The organism is Sinorhizobium glycinis, from assembly GCF_001651865.1.
In the GTDB taxonomy this organism is placed as follows: domain Bacteria; phylum Pseudomonadota; class Alphaproteobacteria; order Rhizobiales; family Rhizobiaceae; genus Sinorhizobium; species Sinorhizobium glycinis.
In genome coordinates this window covers 387,707-408,964 of sequence record NZ_LPUX01000055.1, presented here as the reverse complement: position 1 = coordinate 408,964, position 21,258 = coordinate 387,707, and the positions used below count along the sequence as shown (strand labels likewise).

Sequence of the window (21,258 nt, the reverse complement as noted above, 5' to 3'; positions counted from 1 at the left end):
GGGGTACAACAGGCGCCATGCCTCTGCGGCTCAATCTTACCCGCTCAAGCATCTGCCCTGGCAAACCGACGAAAAGCTTCCTGCGGATCGACATCGCGCCTACTGCTGGGCCGCCAGCACCTCCATACGGCCCGTCGCGGTGCGGGCCGAGAACTGCGGCCGGTACATGTCCTCGACGCTTGCGGCCGGATGGTCATACGTCCCGGGCGTCACCGCACGGACCACATAGGCAAGGGTGATCTCGCGATTATCGCCCGTGGACCGGTCGAAAGCCGCAACGAAGCGGTCGCTGCGGAACTCGGTGTGGGCGGCCTGAACCTCGCCGATCCACTCGAAATTCGAGAGCTGAGCACTGTCGACAAGGCTCGGATTGTCGATCTCGAAGCCCGCCGGCAGGAGGTCGCTGATCAGCACGCGAGACGGCCAGTCGTTCGATTCGGTCACCTTCAGCACGACGACATAGCGTTCGTTCTGCCGCGCCTGACTGACATTCGCCTCGGCACCATCGAGCGTATAATAGGTCCGCTCAATGGCGAAGCCGTCGCCGCCGGCCGAGAGCGGCTCGGCGGGCGCCGCCACGGTGGTGACCACGGCGGAAACCGCGTCAGTGCCGTTGTTGCGGATGACCACCGGATGCTCGATCAGCGCATCGCCGGCGATCCGCGCGGCATAGCTGCCGGTGCGCTGGGCGCCGTTTACCTCCAGGTTCATGTCCGTGTCACCGCCCTGGACGGCGCGTGCGGCGAGCAGCATCCAGGCCTGTTCCTGAGTGCTGGTGTAGCGGGCCTGCTCCCATTCCCGCGCGACGATCCTGGACAGTTCCGGGATGATCGGCGGTACCGGCCGGCTTTCGGCCGCGAGCGCCAGCACCGCCGCATCGTCGCGAAGCGATGAGCCGTAGTCGGAGCGGGCGAGGCTGACATTGACGAGGCCGGTCGACATGTTGACGGCGGCCGCGAAAATGTCCTGCGAGCGCCCGCCATCACCGTAAAGGGCGAGTGCAGCGGCGATATGCGCCTTTGCAAGCGGCGTCGGAAAATCTCCGAGCAGCGTGTCGGCGTAATAACGAAGGTCGCTGATCGCCGCCTTGCGGTTGCGGGCGAGCACGTAGAGCGCATAGGCGATCTCGTTGCCCTGATCCTTGACGTTCACCTCGTAGCTCAGCGCGTTCTGCAGGTTCTCGAGCGCCTGAACCATCGCCTGTTCCGGCACGTCGAATTTCTGTTCGCGCGCGCGGGTCAGGAAGTCGGTGACATAGGCGTCGAGCCAGAGATCGCCGGAACCCGGGCTCCAGAGGCCGAAGCTCCCCGACGAGGACTGATAGGAAAGAACGCGATAGATCGCGTCCTGCACGCGCTTCGTCACTTCTCCGTCCTCGGCAAGGCCGGACTGCTTGGCAAGTTCGCTGAGATAGAGCAGCGGCAAGGCGCGGCTTGTCGTCTGTTCGGCGCAGCCATACGGATAGCGGTCGAGGGACATCAGCAGCGCCGGGATGTCGAAGGCAGCCGAGCGGGTGACGTTGACGCTGACCGAAGCGCCCTGCAGCAGGCTGTCGGCGAGCAATTGATCGTCGACGGTCAGGCTGCTGCCGGCAGCGATATTGACGACCTGACGCTGGGTGATCGGCAATGCGGCCGGACGGACCGGGATGTGGAGCGCCTGCTCCAGCGACAGTCCGGCAGCGTTCGAGAGCGCGACGGTGACGAGGCCGTTGCCCGGATACTGGCCGGTCAGCGGCAGTGTCACGGCGGATTTGCCGCCGGCTTCGAGTTGCACGGTCTGGGATGGCCCCGTCTGCTCGACGGTGGCCGGACCATTGGTGGTCACCTGCAGCTGATAGTCGCCGGCCGGTCCATCCGTGTTGGCGATGTCGAGCCTCAGTTCGGCCCGGTCTCCGGGCGCCAGGAACTTCGGCAGGCTGGCGGTGACGACGATCGGGTCGCGGATGACGACGTCCTTTACCGCATGGCCGACGCCGGCCTTCGTCCAGGCGACCGCCATGACGCGGGCCGTGCCGTTGAACTGCGGGATGTCGAAGCTGACATTGGCGGTGCCCTCGGCGTCGAGCTTCACCGGCCCGGAGAAGTAGGCGACCAGCTCTTCGGTCGGCGGGCTACCCTGCAGCGGCATCTGCCCGCCGTCGCCGCCGGTGCGCAGCCGCCCGGTCGCGCCGAGCGAACCGTCGATCAGGCGGCCGTAGAGGTCGCGGATTTCGAGGCCGAGCCGCCTCTGGCCGAAATACCAGCCATCCGGATCGGGGGCTTCATAGCGCGTCAGGTTCAGGATGCCGACATCGACGGCGGCGACCGTGACGTAAGCGTCCTCGTTGGCGCCCGCGCCGCGCACCTGGAGGCTGATATCGAGCGGCTGGCGCGGCTGCGTCCTCTCGGGTGCGTCGAGACCGACTGCGAGTTTGCGATCGGCGGGATCGACCGCGAGCCACTTGATGCCGATCGCCCGCATCGGCATGCGGGTCTCCTGAGCGTCGCCGGGCCGATAAAGCGTCGCCGTCACGTAGGCGCCGGCGCCCCAGTCGGCGGTGACCGGGAGTTCAACTTCACCGCCGGTCTCGGCGATCGTCGCCGTCTTCGTCGTAATCAGGTTCTCCGTACCGACGGTCACCAGCAATTCGCCGGCGAAACGGGGGGAAACCTTGAGCTTCGCTGTCTCGCCGACAGCGTAATTCTCCTTGTCGAGGGCGATCTCGAGGCCGTCCGGCGCTTCCGTCGAGGTGGCCTCGACATACCAGCCGGCGTCGAACTCGACGCTGGAGGTCGGGCCGTCGGCCGCCGCCGTTTCGATCTCCAGCCGATAGCGCCCCCAGCCGACCGGCACGGCGATCTGCGCGCCGTCCTCGGTCACGCCGACCGTGCCGTTTGCCACCTGTTTCGTGGAAATGACCGGCTCGTATTTCCAGGCGCTGCCGTCGCGATACCACTGATAGTTCCGTTCGACGCTGATCAGCTTCCAGAAGAGGCCGGGCATCGCCACCTTCGAACCGTTGGCGTCGACGGCGATCACATGGAACTTGCCGACCGAGTTCTCGGCGAGGTCGCCGGAAAACTCGGGCTTGATGCCGATCATCGCGCCGCCCGGCTTGACGGGCAGCGTCAAGGCGCGCTCGACGGCCCGGCCTCCGCCCTCGCGCATGCGGACCGTAACCGTGGCATTGAGCAATTGCGTCGTCGCGGGCACCTCGGCGAGATCGACGGTAAAGACGGCTTTCCCGTCCTCATCGAGCGGCGCGAGGCCTTCGAGCGGTACGCGGGTATCCTCGCTCGCCTCCTCATCGGCGAGGCCGAAGAAATAGCCCTTGAAGGCTTCGCTCTCGCGCGTCGGCTTGACCGCCACATCGCCTTCCAGCGTCAGGCCTGCGGCCGGCGCGCCATAGAGGAAACGACCGTCGACGGCGACGTCCACCGGGGTGCCGACTTCCAGCTCTTTCGCTGCGCTCGTGAGGTCGAATTCGGTGCGGTCCGGCACGAAATCGTCGACGAGGAACTGCTTCTCGCCGATCGCCGATCCCTTGGGATCGGTAAAGATCTGCATCGTCCAGGTGCCGCGCATGGCATTTTCTTGGATCGGCAGATCGAGCGTATGGCCGCCGAGCTTGCCGCCATTGCTGACGATGCGCCGATCCTCGACGCCGTCGGGTCGCAGGAAGACGAAGGTGAGCGGCAGGTTCTCGATCGCCTGACCGTTGACGTCGCGAGCAAGCGCTGCGGCATGCACCGTCTCGCCGGCGCGGTAGATGCCGCGCTCGGTCCAGGCGTAGATATCGATCGCGCCAGGTGCGGCGCGGCCGGTGACGCCGCGGTCGGAAAGATCGAAGCCGGCGCGCGTCATGTCGAGAAACACGTAGTCGTCGTCACCTTTTCGCGCCGTGATGACGGCTGGCGTCATGCTTGCCGTGCCGCGGATCAGGCCGGCCGCGAAGGTCGCCCGTCCCTCCGCATCGGTCGTCGCAGTGCCGAGCACTTCGTTGTTCTTCGCCACCAGCTGCAGTTCGACATCCGCGAGCGGCTTGGCGCTGGCGAGCGAACGGGTAAAGACGCTGAGCCCGTCGGTCCCGGCATAGGTCGAGATGCCGATATCGGAGACGACGAACCATTGCGTGGCGCGCGCATCCCAATCCTGGCTGAGCGCGGTTGCGGAGGCGGCCGTCAGCACATAGACGCCGGGCTTGCGCTTCGGCAGCGCCTCATCGACCGGGAAGCTCGTAACGACTTCCTTGTTGATCTCGGTGTGGATGTCGATGCTGCCTTGCCAGACGAGTTCGCCGCTTTCGGCTTCGATGCGCTCGGCGCTATAGCCGTCGAGCTGCGTGAGGAACTGCGAACTTGTCAGCACCGACGAGATGCTGCGGTCGCCGATGCGATAGAGCTTGAGATTGGCGCCTTCCGTGTTGACCGAGACGATCGGAATGCCGCGCCGCGCCGTCGAGGGCAGCACGAAGCTGTCGCCGGTGAAGCGCACCATCGGCGCGCGGTCCTTGACATAGATGTCGAGGCTGACCGGCGTCTCGATGACTTCGTCGACCGATGAGGGCAGTCCCTGCCTGAAGACCAGCTTGTAGCGCTGGCCATGCTTGAGCCCCTCGACGCAGATCTCGCTGCCCTTGGACTCGACCGCCTTCGGCGCGACGCCGTCGAGCGTTACGAAGGAGGCATAATCGGGACCGTTCTTCAGGAGCGGCTCGGAGAATTGGACGCAGGCGCGCGGGCTTGCGCCATCCGCATCGATCGTGTGGCCCGTGACCCGGAAACCCTGACGCGCCTTGAGGTCGAGATAGGCCGTCTCGACAGTCTTGGCCTGCACGAGCTCGAGGCTTGCCTTGTAGGCCTGGAGCGCGGCTCGGTAATTCTGCAAATTGTCGAGCGCCTGGGCGAGGATGGCGAGCGCATCGGCGCGGCTCTGCGCGGTCCGCGTCAGTTGATAGCCGTTGAGCGCGGCCAGGGCAGCCTCGCTCGCGAGGTCCGTGCCGCCGCTGAACCGGTTGGCGGTTCGGGCTGTCTCCAGCCACAAATTCCCGTCCTCCGGGGTGATCGCCAGCGCGCCGCGGAATGCCGTGAGTGCCGCCACGAAGTTGCCAGCCGTCAACTCGCGACGTGCCGTTTCGATCAATCCGTTGACGCCGAAGCCCAGCTGATCGTCGGCCAAAGCGAGGCCGGCCTTGACGTCGCGTGCCTGCTGCAGGAGGTCGTCCGAGACGAAGGTCAGTCGCGGCGCGGCGCCGAGATCCGGTTCGCCCGCGGCGGTCTCGACGACCTTGCCGGCGATCGCGCCCTTGAACGTGTTCAGCTGGTTGAAGTCGGACTTGAGGAAGCACCATTTCACCTTTGGATTGTAGGTGAAGGCCTTGCAGGCGCGGTCGGCGATACAGCTTGCCTGGCACCCGTCGAGCGAGACATTCTGCTCGGTGCGTAGGTCGAAGCCGAAATAGTCGGCATCGTTGGTCACCTCGACCTTGCGGTCGGCTTCGGCCGCTGCGGCCGGTGAGCCGAGGGAAAGAAGCGTCACGAGAAGGGTGGTAAGGGCGAGAAACGCGCGCATCGACAAAGTCCTCCCAACGCTGCCCGCTTCGAGTGAGCAACACTCTTTCAACCTTCGCAGAGCGTTGTCAACAACGAGCTTTGCAACCAGAGGGATTCGTCGGCACGGGTCAGCGGCGAGCCGGCGCAAAGGCCTCCATCGCGCCGGTATAGGCCTTCGGGAGCGGCGAGGCATAGGAGCCGCGCTTGCTGGTCACGAGCCCTTGGGCCACCAGGGCTTCGGCCTGCTTGACCGCCGCCGAAACGCCGTCGATGACCGGCACGCCATATTCACGTTGCAGCGACTGCACAAGGTCGGCCATGCCGGCACAGCCGAGAACGATCGCCTCCGCGCCGTCTTCGTCGAGCGCCCGTTCGATTTGCCCTCTGAGTTTGCCGAGGGCGCCGGAGGCGGCGTCTTCGAGTTCGAGGACCGGAATATCGGCGGCACGGACCTTGGCGCGATCCCCCATGCCGTATCGGCGCACGAGGTTCTCGAGGAGCACGCGGGAGCGCTCGAGCGTCGTGACCACGGTGAAGCGCTGGGCTATGAGCGCCGCGGTCATTGCAGCGGATTCGCAAAGGCCGACCACCGGTATCGCGGCGAGGGCCCGGGCGGCTTCCAGCCCGGTATCGTCGAAGCAGGCGATGATCGCGGCGTCCGCTCCCGCTGCTTCTCCCTTGCGGATTTCCGCGAGCAGGCCGGGCACGGCGATCGCCCCGTCATAGTGCCCCTCGATCGAGGCAGGTCCGCTCTTCGACGTGGCCGCGATGATTTCCGTGCCGTGCCCGGCGACCACCCGTGCGGCTGCTGCCGCCTTTTCGGTCATCGAGGCGGTGGTGTTGGGGTTGACGATCAGAATGCGCATGGATGTCAGCTTGCCTTTGCCTGGCGGCGCCTGAGTACGAGGATGATGGCGAGTGCTGCGAGGATGATGGTGAAGGAGAAGAGCGTCGTCACCGTGCCCAGCGCATAGAGCACCGGCGTCGTGACGTTGGTGGTCATGCCGTAGATTTCCAGCGGTAGCGTGTTGTAGGTGCCGGAGGTCATCAGCGTGCGGGCGAACTCGTCATAGGAGAGGGTGAAGCCGAACAGGCCGACGCCGATTAGGCTCGGCGCGATCATCGGCAGGACGACGTGGCGGAAGGTCTGCCAGGAGGTGGCGCCGAGGTCACGGGCGGCCTCCTCATACGCGGGCGAGAAGCGATTGAAGACGGCGAACATGATCAGCACGCCGAAGGGCAGCGTCCAGGTGAGGTGCGCGCCGAAGCCGGAGGAATACCAGGCCGGCTTCAGGCCGAACTGCTGGAAGACGACGCCAATGCCGAGCGAAATGATGATCGAGGGGACGACGAGGCTTGCGACCGTGATGTAGAAAAGTGCCGTGGAACCGCGGAAACGATGGCGGAAGGCGAGGCCCGCCAACAATGCGACGACGACGTTCACCACCATCACCATCAGCCCGAGCGTGAAGGAGCGGCGGAACGAGGCGCCGAAATCGCCGACCGCCTGTTTTTCGAAGAGATTGTAGAACCAGTGGAGCGAAACGCCGTTCAGCGGGAAGGTGAGGCCGCCGTCCGGCCCCTGGAAGGAAAGGATCAGGACGGCCGACAAAGGCCCGTAAAGGAACAGCACGAACAGCGCGAAGAAGGCTGCCAGCACATAGAATTCCAACGTTCGTGTTTCGTGGCTCATGTCAGAGCTCCTTGCGGATATCGACGACCCTCAGGATCGCCGCAACCATCAGCAGCACCACGACCAGCAGCACGACCGCATTGGCGGCCGCCGCCGGATATTGCAGCAGCGACATCTGGTTCTTCATCATCAGCGCGACCGATGCGCTCTGCCCGCCGGACATGACCTGCACGGTCGAGAAATCGGCCATCACCAGCGTCACCACGAAGATCGAGCCGATCGCCATTCCAGGCTTGGCGAGCGGCAGGATGACATTCCAAAGCACCTGCCATCCGCTCGCGCCGCAGTCGCGCGCCGCTTCGATCAGTGAACGGTCGATCCGCATCAGCGTATTGAAGATCGGCGTCACCATGAAGAGGGTGTTGAGATGCACCATGGCGAGCACGACGGCGAAATCGGAGTAGAGCAGCCACTCGATCGGCTGAGGGATGATGCCAACTTCTATGAGAGTGGAGTTGACGAGACCGTTACGGCCGAGGACCGGGATCCAGGAGATCATCCGTATGATGTTGGAGGTGAGGAACGGCACGGTGCAGACGAGGAAAAGCACCATCTGCATCGTCGTCGTGCGGATGTGGAAGGCGAGGAAATAGGCGACCCAGAAGCCGATGAAAAGCGTCAGCGCCCAGGTGATGGCGGTGAATTTGAGTGTGTTGAGATAGGTCTTCCAGGTGACCCAGGAACCGAGCGTATCGGCATAGTTCATCGTCAGGAAATCGGGATAGAGACCTGCGAAGTCGTAGTCCCAGAAGCTGACGACGATGATGGTGAGGATCGGCAGGATGAAGAAGAAGCCGAGGATCAGCAGGAGGGGCGTGGCCTGGAGCCAGGCGGCGAGCCAGGAGGGCGCGGCTAGGCCGCGAGATGCCTTGCCTGCTTTGATTTCTCCTGAGGTAGCGACTGCCGTCATTGTCCGTCCCATAAAATTTGCAGAAATGCCCCTCATCCGCCTGCCGGCACCTTCTCCCCGCAGGCGGGGAGAAGGGAGATGCGGCGCAGTCTCGTGCCTCACTGCACCCGCGAGGAAAGGTGCGGGTGCGGCGTTCTCGTCCCCTCTCCCCGCCTGCGGGGAGAGGGTTAGTCCTCGGGTTAAACCCGAGGAGAGGGGCAAGTGCCTCCTCAGAACGACCTTGCCTTTTAAGCCGCGATGAACTCGTTCCAGCGGCGAACCATGTAGCGGTCCTCGTCCATCACCGAATTCCAGCAGGCGACCTTGCCCATGCGTTCCTCGAAGGAACCGCCGTCGCGGACCGCTCCGGCCTTTTCCATGACCTTGCCTTCCGGCGAGAGGATGTCGCCCTTGGCCGGCTTGCCTTCGACCCAGAAGCCCCATTCGTCCTCGGACATGTGGGCTTTGGCGGTCTCCATGGCGGCGGAGTAGTAGCCTTGGCGGTTGAGATAGGCGCCGACCCAGCCGGAGAGATACCAATTGATATATTCATAGGCCGCATCGAGCTGCGCCCCCTGAAGATGCGCTGCGAGGCCGAGGCCGCCGCCCCAGGCGCGGTAGCCTTCCTTCAGCGGCTGGTACTTGCAGGCGATGCCCTTCGAGCGCACCGCGGCGACGGCCGGCGACCACATGGACTGGATGACGACCTCGCCGGAGGCCATTAGGTTGACGCTCTCGTCGAAGGACTTCCAGAAGGCGCGGAACTGGCCGTCCTGCTTGGCCTTGATCAGGAAGTCGATCGTCTGGTCGATCTCGTCCGTCGTCATGTTGCCCTTGTCGGCATATTTGATGTTGCCCATGGCCTCCATGATCATCGCCGCGTCCATGATGCCGATCGACGGGATGTTGAGGATTGCCGTCTTGCCCTTGAATGCCGGGTCCATGATATCGGCCCAGGTGGTGATCTCGCGGCCGACGAGGTCCGGACGGATGCCGAGCGTGTCGGCGTTGTAGATGGTCGGGATGAGCGTCATCCACTGGGTCGGCGCCTTGGCGAAGCTCTTCGAATCCTGCGCCTCGACGAAGCCGACGGTGTGCGGCGCGGTGCCCTGGGCGACCACGCTCTCCGGCTTCAGCTTGCCGTCGATGAAGAGCGGCACGATCTTGTCGTAATATTTGATCTTCGACACATCCATCGGCTGCATGACGCCGGACGGGAAGACCTTCTTGGCGATCCAGTATTCGATGTCGGCGATGTCGTAGGAATCCGGCTGGGTGACGGCGCGTTGAGCGGCGGCGTCGGAGTCGGTCGCGGTCATTTCCAGCGTGATGCCGAGGTCTTCCTTGCACTTCTCGGCGATCGCATTGATGTTCGAAACGCCGGTGCCGAACTGGCGGAGCGTGATCGGGTTCTGCGCCCAGATGGTCGGGAAGCCGGTGATCGCGCCGGAGCCGGCGATGGCGCCCACGGCGGCCGCACCGGTCTTCAGGAGCGTGCGCCGTGAAATGCCCTTTTCAGGCGTGGCAGTCTTTGTTTCAGTGGTCATGCTGTCGTTCCCCTTTTCATGATGCTTGATTGGTTGGTCCCAGGCAGGATCGGGCGGGTTTGCTTCTTCTGACCCCGTTCAGGCTGACACGCGGCCGAGGGGGATCACGTCCTCCAGGGCCCAGCTCAGCGACACCGCATCGCCGGTCGATGCGGGTTTCTTGAAATAATCGGCATCGGAGACGACCACGGTGAAGTCGTCGCTGCCGGCTCCGATGAGTGTGATCTTCACCGAGGCGCCGCGATATTCGACATTCGAGACGATGCCCTGGAAGCCGAGTGATTTGTCCGATGCAGGTTCGAGGCGCACCCGGTCAGTGCGGATGCCGATGTCGATCGGCTTGCCGATCTCCTGCGCGATGTCGCGCACCGAAAAGCTCTGACCTTCCGGCGCCGTCAGCGTGACGATGTCGTTGTCGATCGCGGTCACGCGGCCGGAAAGCACATTGTGGTCGCCCATGAATCGGGCGACGAAGGCCGTCGCCGGCTGTTCGAAAACGTTTCGGGGGGGTGCCGCCTGCTCGATGCGGCCGTTGTTCATGATGACGATGAGGTCGGCAAGCGCCATCGCCTCTTCCTGGCTGTGCGTCACATGCACGAAGGTGATGCCAAGCGTCTTCTGCAGCTTCTTGAGTTCCGCCCGCATGCGGATCTTCAGGAACGGATCGAGGGCCGAAAGAGGTTCGTCAAGCAGCAGCGCTTCCGGATCGGTGATCAGCGCCCGGGCGAGTGCCACCCGTTGCTGCTGCCCGCCGGAAAGCTGCGCCGGCCGGCGCGTCGCATAGGCCTCCATCTGCATGAGCTTCAGCATTTCCAGAGCCTTCGCTCGGCGCTCTTCCTTCTCGACGCCTTTCATCTTCAGGCTGAAGGCAACGTTGTCGACGAGGTCGAGATGGGGGAAGAGCGCATAGGACTGGAACATCATCGCCGTGCCGCGCTTGGCCGGCGGGAAATCGGTGACGACGACATTGCCAAGGCGGATATCGCCGGAGGAGATGCTTTCGTGGCCGGCGATCATCCTGAGCGTCGACGTCTTGCCGCAGCCGGAAGGGCCGAGAAGGCAGCAGTAGCTGCCGGCCGGGATCTTCAGGCTGATGGCGTGGACGGCGGTCGTCGTGCCGTAGACCTTGGAAACGGACGCGATATCGATTTCTGCTGCTTTGGACATGCCGCCTTCTCCTTGCAGCGACAAAGAAGCATCAACCGTGCCAGATTGCTAAGGGTCTGATTCTGTAGTTAAGTTTTCGAAGGTCGCCATATTGGCCAATCAACAAACCGGTTGGGTGCATATTTTGTGGGCATTTGTGCCCAAAGATTGGCCATTATTGTATACAATCTTGAGGATTGATTGGGGGCAAAAAGCGGTTAACTTGTGCCGGGCCCCACAGTATCGGTATCGTTCGGATTCCCCAGCATCATGACGTCAGACAATCTCCCCCAGGCGGAAAGCGCCATAGACATCGATGCCCAGCAGATTCGTGACACGATCCGCGATGCGATCGTCGAGCGGCGCCTTGCGCCCGGAACGAAGCTTTCCGAAACCGACGTCGGCAGCCTTTTCAATGTGAGCCGGACGCTCGTCCGCGCCGCCCTTCAGGCACTCTCTTACGAGGGACTCGTCAGTGTCGAGAAGAACCGCGGCGCCTTCGTCGCCTACCCTTCGGTGACCGAGGCGCAGCAGATCTTCGCGACGCGCCGCCTTTTGGAGCCGGTCATACTCCGCGAGGCGGCGCCCAATATCGGCAAAGCCGAGATCAAGGAGCTCCGAAAGCTGCTTGCCGATGAGGAGCGGCTTACGAACCAGCGCGGCGCACCGGCCCGCCGCGCCGAGATCAAGGCCTCGGGCGATTTCCACCTGGCGGTCGCCGGCATGAGCGGCAATGCCATTCTCAAGCGCTTCATGGACGAACTCGTCGCACGGTCCTCGCTCGTGATCGCGCTTTACGGGCAATCGGTGATCTCGAGCTGCGGTCACCACGAGCATCAGCAGATCGTCGATGCGCTGGAGAAGCAGGATATCGAAGCGGCCTGCAGGCTTATGCTGCAGCACATCGATCACATCGAAGCCGATCTCGACCTCCGGCCGGCCAGGAAGGGCAGCGATCTCAAGGACGCCTTCCAGCGGTAATGCGACCGCATGCAGGAGGGGGCCGGGTTGAGGGGTGTCAAAGCCGATGGGTGACTTGCCGGCACAACTTGTCCTGTGATATTTGTCACAAATAATGTTGCGCTGGCTTACCCTGCGGGCGCCACACCTCGCCCGTCGCGCCAACCGGAAGAACAATGGCCAACCGCAAGGCTACCCGTATCATCGCATTGGCCGAGGCGCTTTCTGCGCGGCGCGTGCTGCATCTCAAGGATGCGGCCGCTCTTCTCGGTGTGTCGGAGATGACCGTCCGCCGCGACATTGCCGACAACCCCGGGCTCTTTGGCTATCTCGGCGGCCACATTGTGGCGGCGGCCGATATCGAAGCCGATGCCCCCTATGATCTCGCGCGTGAGGCCGACAGTCACGCGACAGCCAAGCGCGAGGCTTGCGTCCATGCCGCCCGGCACATCCGTCCCGACGAGACGATCTTCATCGACTGCGGCACGACACTCGAATATCTCGTCGATCTGATACCGGAAAATTATTCAATTACGGCAGTGTGTTATTCCTTGAACGCGGCGAACCGCCTCGCTCGTAGGCCGAACGTTCGGATTGTCATGCTTGGCGGGGTCTACCACCCGTCATCAGTTTCGTTTTCGGGCAATTCCGGCCTCGAGACGCTCGACCACCTCGGTATCAACGTCGCCTTCCTGTCGGCGGCCGGCGTAGATCCCGCCCGCGGCGCGACTTGCGTCCATTTTCATGAGGTGCCGGTGAAGCAGAAGGTGATTTCACTCGCGCGCGAGAATTACCTCGTGGTGGACAAGAGCAAGATCGGCAGGCTGAAGCCCGCTTTTTTTGCGCCGCTCAATTCATTCCGTGCGGTGATCACGGAAGACGGAGAGGCGGCGCTCCCGGCGCTTGAGACGCCGACGCCACAAATATGATAATCTCGCCGCTTCGTCCGATGTCGTCGCTTGACACGTGATAGTCTTGATGGAATGCTAACAAAAAATCGATAGAAAAATAACAAGTCGCCGGGCTGATCTGCAGCGGCCCGGTTGGGCAGGGAGAAATCGAGGAGTAGTCGCTTGGAAGACCTTGCTGTAAAGGGGGTGTCGGCGGTTTCTGCCCAGCCCGCCGGCGCCGGTCATAATTGGCCGCGCAACGACGGTGTCGATCTCGATCTTTCCTGGGTACTCGACCAGCGCGTCAATCTTTCCGCTGCCGAGCGCCGTGTCGCAACGCTGCCGGGCCGCCGGACCGTTAAAAAGGATGCGCAGGCCGCCTGGCTCTTGAAGGCGGTCACCTGCATCGACCTGACCACGCTCAACGGCGACGATACGACGGAGCGCGTCAAGCGGCTCTGCGCCAAGGCGCGCCGGCCCGTGCGCCAGGATCTTCTCGACGCACTCGGGATGGGCGATCGCGACATCACGACGGGGGCGATCTGCGTCTATCACCGTTTCGTGTCGACGGCGGTCGAGGCGCTCGAGGGCTCCGGTATCCCGGTGGCCGCGGTTTCCACCGGCTTTCCGGCGGGTCTCGTACCGCATGACGTCAAGCTTAGGGAGATCGAAGCGTCCGTCGCCCACGGTGCCAGGGAAATCGACATCGTCATCACCCGCGAGCATGTGCTGACCGGCAACTGGCAGGCGCTTTATGACGAGATGCGCGATTTCCGCGATGCCTGCGGCGATGCGCATGTCAAGGCGATCCTCGCGACCGGCGACCTCAAGACCTTGCGCAATGTCGCCCGCGCCTCGCTCGTCTGCATGATGGCGGGGGCCGATTTCATCAAGACCTCGACCGGCAAGGAAGGTGTGAACGCGACGCTGCTCGTCACCCTCGTCATGCTCAGGATGATCCGTGCCTACCAGGAGCGCACCGGCATCAAGGTCGGCTACAAGCCGGCCGGCGGGATCTCGGCGGCGAAGGACGTGTTGAACTACCAGTTCCTCATGAAGGAAGAGCTCGGCCGCGAATGGCTGGAGCCGGACCTCTTCCGCATCGGGGCATCGAGCCTGCTGGCCGATATCGAGCGTCAGCTCGAGCATCATGTCAGCGGCGCCTATTCGGCCCTCAACAGACACCCGATAGGATAATCCGATGAGCGTCGCCAAATTCTTCGACGAAATGTCTTACGGCCCCGCACCCGAAGGCGACAGCGAGGCCCGGGCCTGGCTCGCCCGCCACAAGGGCGAGTTCGGCCACTTCATCAACGGCGGCTTCGTCGCATCCGCGTCTGGAAAGACATTCGACAGCTTCGAGCCGGCAACCGGCGCGCTGCTGGCGAAGGTCGCGCTTGGCGGCCGCGAAGACGTCAACTCCGCCGTGGCAGCGGCGCACAAGGCGCAAGGCCCCTGGTCGAAGCTTTCCGGCCATGCCCGAGCCCGGCATCTCTATGCGTTGGCGCGCATGATCCAGCGCCACGCCAGGCTGATCGCCGTGGTCGAAGCGCTCGACAACGGCAAGCCGATCCGCGAGACGCGCGACATCGACATTCCGCTTGCCGCCCGTCATTTCTATCACCACGCCGGCTGGGCGCAGCTCCAGGAAACGGAATTTGCCGATCAGGTGCCGGTCGGCGTCGTCGGCCAGGTCATCCCGTGGAACTTCCCCTTCCTGATGCTCGCATGGAAAGTGGCGCCGGCGCTGGCACTTGGCAATACGGTCATTCTGAAGCCCGCGGAGTTCACGCCCCTGACGGCGCTGCTTTTCGCCGAACTTGCCACCGGCGCCGGCCTGCCGCCGGGCGTCCTGAACGTGGTAACCGGCGAGGGAGAGACGGGTGCGCTGATCGTCGAGCACGACGACATCGACAAGATCGCCTTCACCGGCTCGACCGAGGTTGGCCGCCTGATCCGGGAAAAGACCGCGGGCACCGGTAAATCGCTGACGCTGGAGCTCGGCGGCAAGTCGCCCTTCATCGTGTTCGACGATGCCGACATCGACGGGGCGGTCGAAGGCGTGGTCGATGCGATCTGGTTCAACCAGGGCCAGGTCTGCTGCGCCGGATCGCGGGTGCTCGTCCAGGAGGGCGTGGCGCCGCTCTTTCACGAACGCCTGAAGCGGCGCATGGGAACGCTCAGGGTCGGCCATCCGCTCGACAAGGCGATCGACATGGCGGCGATCGTCGCCCCGGTGCAATTGCAGCGGATCGAAAACCTCGTCAGCCAGGGCGTGACGGAAGGGGCCGCGCTTTACCAGCCGCAGATCGCATTGCCCAAGGGCGGCAGCTTCTATCCGCCGACGCTGCTGACCTCGGTCCAGCCGACCTCCGTGGTGGCCACGGAAGAAATCTTCGGACCGGTCGCCGTTTCGATGACCTTCCGCACCCCGGAAGAGGCGATCCAGCTTGCCAATCACACTCGCTACGGCCTTGCCGCCAGCGTCTGGAGCGAGACGATCGGTCTCGCCCTGCATGTCGCCGCCAAGCTTGCCGCCGGTGTCGTCTGGGTCAATGCCACCAATCTCTTCGACGCTTCGAGCGGCTTCGGGGGAAAACGCGAATCCGGCTTCGGCCGCGAAGGCGGCAAGGAAGGGTGCTACGAATATCTGAAGCCGAAGGCCTGGGCGGGACGCAAGCTCCGGACTGAAGCGAGTGTGCCGGTTCTCAAGACGGCTGCAAGCGATTTCGCCGTGCCGTCGCTCGATCGCACCGCCAAGCTATTCATCGGCGGCAAGCAGGCGCGGCCGGATGGAAATTACTCGCGGCCAATCCTGTCGCCGAAGGGCAAGGTGCTCGGCGAGGTCGGCGAGGGCAACCGCAAGGATATCCGCAACGCCGTTGTCGCAGCGCAGGCGGCAGCGAGCTGGTCTTCGGCGACGACGCACAATCGCGCGCAGATTCTCTATTACATTGCCGAGAACGTCAGCGGCCGGGCGGCGGAATTCGCCGATCGCATCGCCGCCATGACCGGCGCCTCGGCCGCCAATGCGAAGGCCGAGGTGGAGGCTTCGATCGCCCGCCTCTTCAGCTATGGCGCCTGGGCGGACAAATTCGAGGGCGTCGTCCACCAGCCGCCCTTGCGCGGCGTTGCGCTTGCCATGCCGGAGCCGCAGGGCGTCGTCGGGGTGATCTGCCCGCCGGAGGCGCCGCTGCTGGGCTTCGTCAGCCTTGTCGCGCCGCTGATCGCCGTTGGCAATCGCGTCGTCGCCGTTCCGAGCGAGCCGCATCCGCTCGCCGCCACCGATTTCTATTCCGTGCTCGAAACGTCCGACGTTCCGGCCGGCGTCGTCAACATCGTCACCGGATCGGCAATCGAACTTGCCAAGACGCTTGCCGCCCACAACGATGTCGACGCAGTCTGGGCCTTCGGCACGGCGGAACTGTCGACGCTCGTCGAGAAGCTGTCGGTCGGCAATCTGAAGCGCACCTTCGTGGACTACGGCAGGGCGATCGACTGGATGAATCGTTCGGCGGCTGAAGGGCAAGCCTTCCTGCGGCGAGCCGTGGACGTCAAGAACATCTGGATCCCTTACGGGGAGTGAGGGGTCCGCGCATGCCGTCGGGCGGGGGAACCGAACGCCGTGGAGGACGCTTTTGCGAAGTTTAATGACAGTCGCCGGCGGCGTCATGCCAACCCGCGGCGGTCGAATGGATGGTTTGGAGGAGGACTGACATGCTCAAGAATATCGACCCGGCCCTGAATGCGGATGTGCTGCACGCGCTCCGGTCCATGGGTCACGCCGACACGCTGGTGATCTCCGACACCAACTTCCCATCCGACGCGATCGCCCGTCAGACGACGCTGGGTAAACTGCTCCGCATCGACAATGTTTCGGCCGCCCGCGCAGTGCAGGCGGTGCTTTCGGTGCTGCCGCTCGACACGCCGCTGCAGCCTTCGGTCGGACGCATGGAAGTGATGGGCGCGCCGGATGAGATCCCGACCGTCCAGCGCGAGGTGCAGGCCGAAATCGATCGCGCCGAGGGCAAGCCTGCGCCGATGTACGGTATCGAACGCTTTGCTTTCTATGAGGAGGCGAAGAAGGCCTATTGCGTCATCACCACCGGCGAGACGCGCTTCTATGGCTGCTTCATCTTGACCAAGGGGGTCATTCCGCCGGAATCCGCCTGAAGCGCATCACCAGCTGCCGTTGACGGAGGAGGCTCAGCATGAAGACAGGCGTTTCGATCCTCGGGATATTCGTGGCCGATACGGCCTATCTGGCGTCCCGCATGCCCCGGATCGGCGAGACGATCACCGGCAGCGGTTTCTCCGTCGGCCCGGGCGGCAAGGGCTCGAACCAGGCTGTTGCGGCGGCGCGGGCCGGCAGCGAGGTGTCGTTCATCTCGCGGCTCGGTCGCGATACGTTCGGCGAGATGGCGCTGAAGACCTATGCCGAGGCGGGCGTGACGCCGAAGATCGTCCAGATGGACGATCTGCCGACCGGAGCGGCCTTTATCTATGTCAACCACGAGAACGGCGAGAACGCCATTATCGTCTATCCCGGCGCTGCCGGCTCGATCGGCGTCGAAGATGTGGAAGCCGCCCGTGAAACGATCGAGAATTCGCGCGTCTTCGTGACTCAGCTCGAACAGCCGGCCGCGGCCGCCGAGAGGGCGCTCAGGATCGCCCACGCGGCAGGCGTCACCACCGTGTTCAACCCGGCGCCGGCCGAACCCTTTCCGGAAAGCATTTTCCCGCTCTGCGACTACATCGTGCCAAACGAGACGGAAGCCGCAGCCCTCGTCGGCTTTCCGCTGCCGACGCAGGATGACGTCCGTCGCGCCGGAGATGCCCTTTTGAACAAGGGGGTGAAGACCGCTCTGATCACGCTTGGCGAGCGGGGCGTGCTCTACCACACCGAGGGGCACTCGGTCCTCGTGCCCGCGGTCGCGAGCGGGCCGGTGATCGACACGACCGGCGCAGGCGATGCTTTCGTCGGCGGCTTTTCGGCCGCGTTGGCACGGGGGCTTTCGCCGGTCGAGGCAGTGCGGTTCGGCTGCGCAACGGCCGGCATTTCGGTCACGCGCCGCGGCACGGCTCCGGCCATGCCGAAGCTCGAGGAGATCGAGGCGCTGCTCGCACGGGGGGCGGCGGCATGACGCGCAACGACCCGATCAAGCATTTCTTCATCTGGCCGGCTCTGATCATCGTCCTCCTGATCTCGATCTTTCCGCTCGTCTATTCGCTGACGACGAGCTTCATGAGCATGCGGCTCGTGCCGCCGATGCCCGCACGCTTCGTCGGCTTCGGCAACTATGCCGATCTGCTTTCCAACCCGCGCTTCTGGCACGTGGCGGGTACCACGACGCTGATCGCTTTCCTTTCCGTCGGACTGCAATATGTGATCGGCCTCTCGGTCGCGCTGGCGCTGAATTCCCGCGTGCCGGGCGAGGGGATTTTCCGTGTCGGCTTTCTGCTGCCGATGCTCGTTGCCCCGGTCGCCGTCGCGCTCGTGGCGCGCCAGATCCTCAATCCGACCATGGGGCCGCTGAACGAGTTCATGTCTGCGTTCGGCTTTCCGAACCTGCCGTTCCTGACCCAGACGAGCTGGGCGCTCGGCTCGATCATCGTGGTCGAGGTCTGGCAATGGACGCCCTTTGTCATCCTGATGCTGCTCGCAGGCCTGCAGACCTTGCCTGACGATGTCTACGAGGCGGCGGCGCTCGAGAACGCCACGCCCTGGCAGCAATTCCGCGACATCACCTTTCCGATGCTGTTGCCGATTTCGACGGCGGTCGTCTTCATACGTCTGATCGAGAGCTACAAGATCATGGACACGGTCTTCGTCATGACGGGTGGCGGGCCGGGCGTGTCGACGGAGACACTGACGCTTTTCGCCTATCAGGAGGGCTTCAAGAAGTTCAATCTCGGCTACACGTCGGCGCTGTCGTTCCTCTTCCTGATCTTCATCACGGTGATCGGCCTCGTCTATCTGGCGGTGCTCAAGCCTTATCTGGAGAAGCACAAATGAGCGTGCGCACTCTTCAGGGAAAGGGGCGCTGGCTGGCGCTCGGCGGCTGCCTCGTCTGGCTCGCCTTCACCCTGTTTCCGCTCTATTGGGTGGCGATCACATCGTTCAAGACGCCGATCGCGGTCGTCGGCGGTCCGACCTATCTGCCGTTCGTCGATTTCGAGCCGACGCTGACCGCCTGGAACGAGCTGCTCTCCGGCGAGCGTGGCGCCTTCTACAACACCTTCATCGCGTCGCTGATCGTCAGCCTTTCGGCTGCGGTACTCGCAACCTTCATCGGTGCCATGGCGGCCTACGCGCTCGTCCGCTTCACCTTTCGCTTCCGGCTGCTTTCCGCACTCTTCTTCGTGCTCGTCGCCTTCGGCGGCTTCCTGCTGGGTCGAAACGTGCTCGGCTTCGGCCAGGGGATTTCGCTCATCTATTCCTTCATCGCCGCGCTGGCGCTCGCGGTGATCTCCAGCCGCTTCCGCCTGCCCGGGCCCGAACTCGGCAACAACGACATCGTCTTCTGGTTTGTCAGCCAGCGCATGTTTCCGCCGATCGTCGCCGCCTTTGCCCTCTACCTCATGTACACGGAAGTCGGAAAGCTCGGCTTCAAGCTCGTCGACAGCTACATCGGCCTGACCTTCGCCTATGTCGCCTTCTCGCTGCCGATCGTCATCTGGCTGATGCGCGACTTCTTCGAGGCCCTGCCGATCGAGGTGGAGGAGGCGGCGATGGTCGACAACGTGCCGTCCTGGCGCATCTTCTTCGGCATCGTCATGCCGATGTCGAAGCCGGGCCTCATCGCGACCTTCATGATCACGCTCGCCTTCGTCTGGAACGAGTTCCTCTTTGCGCTCTTCCTGACGAGTTCGAAGTGGCAGACGCTGCCGATCCTGGTCGCCGGACAAAACAGCCAGCGCGGCGACGAATGGTGGTCGATCTCGGCTGCGGCACTCGTGGCGATCATCCCGATGATGGTCATGGCTGGAATCTTGAGCAGGCTCATGCGGTCGGGCCTGCTTCTGGGAGCGATCAAGTGACCGCGCGCATTTTCCAGATTTGGCAAGGTTCACTCAGAGGGAGGAAAAAATGAGGAAACTTCTGCTCGCATCTACCGCCGCCGGCCTGCTGGCCGCGGCGGCCAACGGAACGGCCTTCGCCTGCGACCCGGACTTCACCGGCGTCGAACTGACCGCCACCACACAGACCGGTCCCTACATCGCATCCGCGCTTCAGATTGCCGCCAAGGGCTGGGAGGAGAAAACCTGCGGCAAGGTGAAAGTCGTCGAGTTTCCCTGGTCCGAGCTCTATCCGAAGATCGTGACCTCGCTCACCTCCGGTGAGGACGCCTTCGACGTCATCGCCTTTGCGCCGGCCTGGGCGCCGGATTTCACCGACTTCCTCGCCGAAATGCCGGCGGAGATGCGGCAGGGTTCCGCCTGGGAAGACATCGCGCCGGTCTATCGTGAACAGTTGATGGTCTGGAACGGCAAGGTCCTGTCGCAGACCATGGACGGCGACGCCCATACCTACACCTACCGCATCGACCTTTTCGAGAACGCCGACAACCAGAAGGCCTTCAAGGAGAAATACGGCTACGACCTGGCGCCGGCCAAGACCTGGAAGCAGTATCTCGACATCGCCGAGTTCTTCAACCAGCCGGCCAACAACCTCTGGGGCACGGCGGAAGCCTTCCGCCGTGGCGGCCAGCAGTTCTGGTTCCTCTTCAGCCACGTAGCCGGCTATACGAGCCATCCCGACAATCCGGGCGGCATGTTCTTCGATCCGGATACGATGGACGCGCAGGTCAACAACCCCGGCTGGGTGCGCGGCCTTGAGGAATATATCCGCGCTTCCAAGCTTGCGCCGCCGAACGCGCTCAACTTCTCCTTCGGCGAGGTGAACGCCGCCTTTGCCGGCGGACAGGTCGCCGAATCGATCGGCTGGGGCGACACCGGCGTCATTGCCGCCGACCCGAAACAGTCGAAGGTCGCAGGCAAGGTGGGCTCGGCGCCGCTGCCCGGCGTTGACGAGATCTATAACTACAAGACCAAGATGTGGGACAAGTTCGATCAGGTCGTGCAGACCTCCTTCATGGCCTTCGGCGGCTGGCAGGCAGCCGTACCGAGCTCGTCGACGAAGCAGGAAGCCGCCTGGAACTATATCCAGTATCTGACCAGCCCCGAGGTTTCGGCGCAGGCGGCGATCACCGGCGGCACGGGCGTCAACCCCTATCGCCTTTCGCACACCACCAATCTCGAACTCTGGTCGAAGATCTTCTCCGATCGCGAGGCGAAGGAGTATCTCGGTGCGCAGAAGGACGCGGTGACCGCCAAGAACATCGCACTCGACATGCGTCTGCCCGGCTACTTCTCCTATACGGAAGTGCTCGAGATCGAGCTCTCCAAGGCACTTGCCGGTGAGGTGACGCCGCAGCAGGCGCTCGATACGGTGGCAGAGCAATGGAACAAGCTGACCGACGAGTTCGGCCGCGACAAGCAGCTTGCCGCCTATCGCTCGTCGATGGGCCTGCCGCAGAAGTAATCATCGGAGCCCGCTCCGGCCATCCGGAGCGGGCCCCGCATGGCGCCGGGCAGT

The 21,258-nt window shown here is 63.8% G+C and carries 15 protein-coding genes; 9 read left to right on the top strand and 6 right to left on the bottom strand.

Annotated elements, in window-relative coordinates:
- Positions 1 to 99: 99 nt before the first annotated feature.
- From AU381_RS13265 to AU381_RS13240, 6 genes are all read right to left on the bottom strand, one after another.
- On the bottom strand, positions 100 to 5,553 hold the full coding sequence (locus AU381_RS13265) for an alpha-2-macroglobulin family protein (protein ID WP_064242235.1): 5,454 nt from the start codon (positions 5,551 to 5,553) through the stop codon (positions 100 to 102).
- Between the two features lie 109 nt (positions 5,554 to 5,662).
- On the bottom strand, positions 5,663 to 6,400 hold the full coding sequence (locus AU381_RS13260; protein ID WP_064242234.1) for an aspartate/glutamate racemase family protein: 738 nt from the start codon (positions 6,398 to 6,400) through the stop codon (positions 5,663 to 5,665).
- A gap of 5 nt (positions 6,401 to 6,405) precedes the next feature.
- On the bottom strand, positions 6,406 to 7,227 hold the full coding sequence (locus AU381_RS13255) for an ABC transporter permease (RefSeq protein WP_064242233.1): 822 nt from the start codon (positions 7,225 to 7,227) through the stop codon (positions 6,406 to 6,408).
- A gap of 1 nt (position 7,228) precedes the next feature.
- Positions 7,229 to 8,137: an ABC transporter permease gene (locus AU381_RS13250; protein ID WP_064242232.1), complete on the bottom strand. Its 909-nt coding sequence runs from the start codon at positions 8,135 to 8,137 to the stop codon at positions 7,229 to 7,231.
- 227 nt (positions 8,138 to 8,364) lie between these two features.
- Entirely contained in the window at positions 8,365 to 9,663 is a 1,299-nt protein-coding gene (locus AU381_RS13245; RefSeq protein ID WP_064242231.1) for an ABC transporter substrate-binding protein, read from the bottom strand.
- A gap of 78 nt (positions 9,664 to 9,741) precedes the next feature.
- Positions 9,742 to 10,830, bottom strand: coding sequence for an ABC transporter ATP-binding protein (locus AU381_RS13240; RefSeq protein WP_064242230.1), 1,089 nt, complete (start codon positions 10,828 to 10,830; stop codon positions 9,742 to 9,744).
- Positions 10,831 to 11,079: 249 nt separating this feature from the next.
- Here AU381_RS13240 and AU381_RS13235 point away from each other — a divergent pair, with 249 nt between their 5' ends.
- The 9 genes from AU381_RS13235 (at position 11,080) to AU381_RS13195 (ending at position 21,204) form a co-directional block, all read left to right on the top strand.
- Complete coding sequence (locus AU381_RS13235; RefSeq protein WP_064242229.1) at positions 11,080 to 11,790, top strand: GntR family transcriptional regulator; 711 nt, start codon at positions 11,080 to 11,082, stop codon at positions 11,788 to 11,790.
- Positions 11,791 to 11,945: 155 nt separating this feature from the next.
- Positions 11,946 to 12,698 carry a DeoR family transcriptional regulator gene (locus AU381_RS13230; RefSeq protein ID WP_064242228.1) on the top strand — a complete coding sequence of 251 codons (753 nt, stop codon included), beginning with the start codon at positions 11,946 to 11,948 and terminating at the stop codon, positions 12,696 to 12,698.
- Between the two features lie 144 nt (positions 12,699 to 12,842).
- On the top strand, positions 12,843 to 13,856 hold the full coding sequence (gene deoC, locus AU381_RS13225) for a deoxyribose-phosphate aldolase (protein WP_064242227.1): 1,014 nt from the start codon (positions 12,843 to 12,845) through the stop codon (positions 13,854 to 13,856).
- Between the two features lie 4 nt (positions 13,857 to 13,860).
- Entirely contained in the window at positions 13,861 to 16,245 is a 2,385-nt protein-coding gene (locus AU381_RS13220; protein ID WP_064242226.1) for an aldehyde dehydrogenase family protein, read from the top strand.
- Between the two features lie 131 nt (positions 16,246 to 16,376).
- Entirely contained in the window at positions 16,377 to 16,832 is a 456-nt protein-coding gene (locus tag AU381_RS13215; protein ID WP_064242225.1) for an RbsD/FucU family protein, read from the top strand.
- A gap of 38 nt (positions 16,833 to 16,870) precedes the next feature.
- Entirely contained in the window at positions 16,871 to 17,803 is a 933-nt protein-coding gene (gene rbsK, locus AU381_RS13210) for a ribokinase (RefSeq protein WP_064242224.1), read from the top strand.
- Positions 17,800 to 18,675 (top strand): carbohydrate ABC transporter permease, encoded by an 876-nt coding sequence (locus AU381_RS13205; RefSeq protein ID WP_064242223.1) that lies wholly within the window; start codon positions 17,800 to 17,802, stop codon positions 18,673 to 18,675. Before rbsK ends, AU381_RS13205 begins: the two co-directional genes overlap by 4 nt.
- On the top strand, positions 18,672 to 19,700 hold the full coding sequence (locus AU381_RS13200) for a carbohydrate ABC transporter permease (RefSeq protein ID WP_064242222.1): 1,029 nt from the start codon (positions 18,672 to 18,674) through the stop codon (positions 19,698 to 19,700). The genes AU381_RS13205 and AU381_RS13200 overlap by 4 nt, the downstream gene beginning before the upstream one ends.
- Positions 19,701 to 19,749: 49 nt before the next feature.
- Complete coding sequence (locus AU381_RS13195; RefSeq protein ID WP_064242221.1) at positions 19,750 to 21,204, top strand: extracellular solute-binding protein; 1,455 nt, start codon at positions 19,750 to 19,752, stop codon at positions 21,202 to 21,204.
- Positions 21,205 to 21,258: the final 54 nt, after the last annotated feature.

Bases quoted from the DNA above. Each gene is read 5' to 3' on its own strand.
- AU381_RS13265 (WP_064242235.1), bottom strand. From the start codon at position 5,553: ATGCGCGCGTTTCTCGCCCTTACCACCCTTCTCGTGACGCTTCTTTCC.
- AU381_RS13260 (WP_064242234.1), bottom strand. From the start codon at position 6,400: ATGCGCATTCTGATCGTCAACCCCAACACCACCGCCTCGATGACCGAA.
- AU381_RS13255 (WP_064242233.1), bottom strand. From the start codon at position 7,227: ATGAGCCACGAAACACGAACGTTGGAATTCTATGTGCTGGCAGCCTTC.
- AU381_RS13250 (WP_064242232.1), bottom strand. From the start codon at position 8,137: ATGACGGCAGTCGCTACCTCAGGAGAAATCAAAGCAGGCAAGGCATCT.
- AU381_RS13245 (WP_064242231.1), bottom strand. From the start codon at position 9,663: ATGACCACTGAAACAAAGACTGCCACGCCTGAAAAGGGCATTTCACGG.
- AU381_RS13240 (WP_064242230.1), bottom strand. From the start codon at position 10,830: ATGTCCAAAGCAGCAGAAATCGATATCGCGTCCGTTTCCAAGGTCTAC.
- AU381_RS13235 (WP_064242229.1), top strand. From the start codon at position 11,080: ATGACGTCAGACAATCTCCCCCAGGCGGAAAGCGCCATAGACATCGAT.
- AU381_RS13230 (WP_064242228.1), top strand. From the start codon at position 11,946: ATGGCCAACCGCAAGGCTACCCGTATCATCGCATTGGCCGAGGCGCTT.
- AU381_RS13220 (WP_064242226.1), top strand. From the start codon at position 13,861: ATGAGCGTCGCCAAATTCTTCGACGAAATGTCTTACGGCCCCGCACCC.
- AU381_RS13215 (WP_064242225.1), top strand. From the start codon at position 16,377: ATGCTCAAGAATATCGACCCGGCCCTGAATGCGGATGTGCTGCACGCG.
- rbsK (WP_064242224.1), top strand. From the start codon at position 16,871: ATGAAGACAGGCGTTTCGATCCTCGGGATATTCGTGGCCGATACGGCC.
- AU381_RS13205 (WP_064242223.1), top strand. From the start codon at position 17,800: ATGACGCGCAACGACCCGATCAAGCATTTCTTCATCTGGCCGGCTCTG.
- AU381_RS13200 (WP_064242222.1), top strand. From the start codon at position 18,672: ATGAGCGTGCGCACTCTTCAGGGAAAGGGGCGCTGGCTGGCGCTCGGC.
- AU381_RS13195 (WP_064242221.1), top strand. From the start codon at position 19,750: ATGAGGAAACTTCTGCTCGCATCTACCGCCGCCGGCCTGCTGGCCGCG.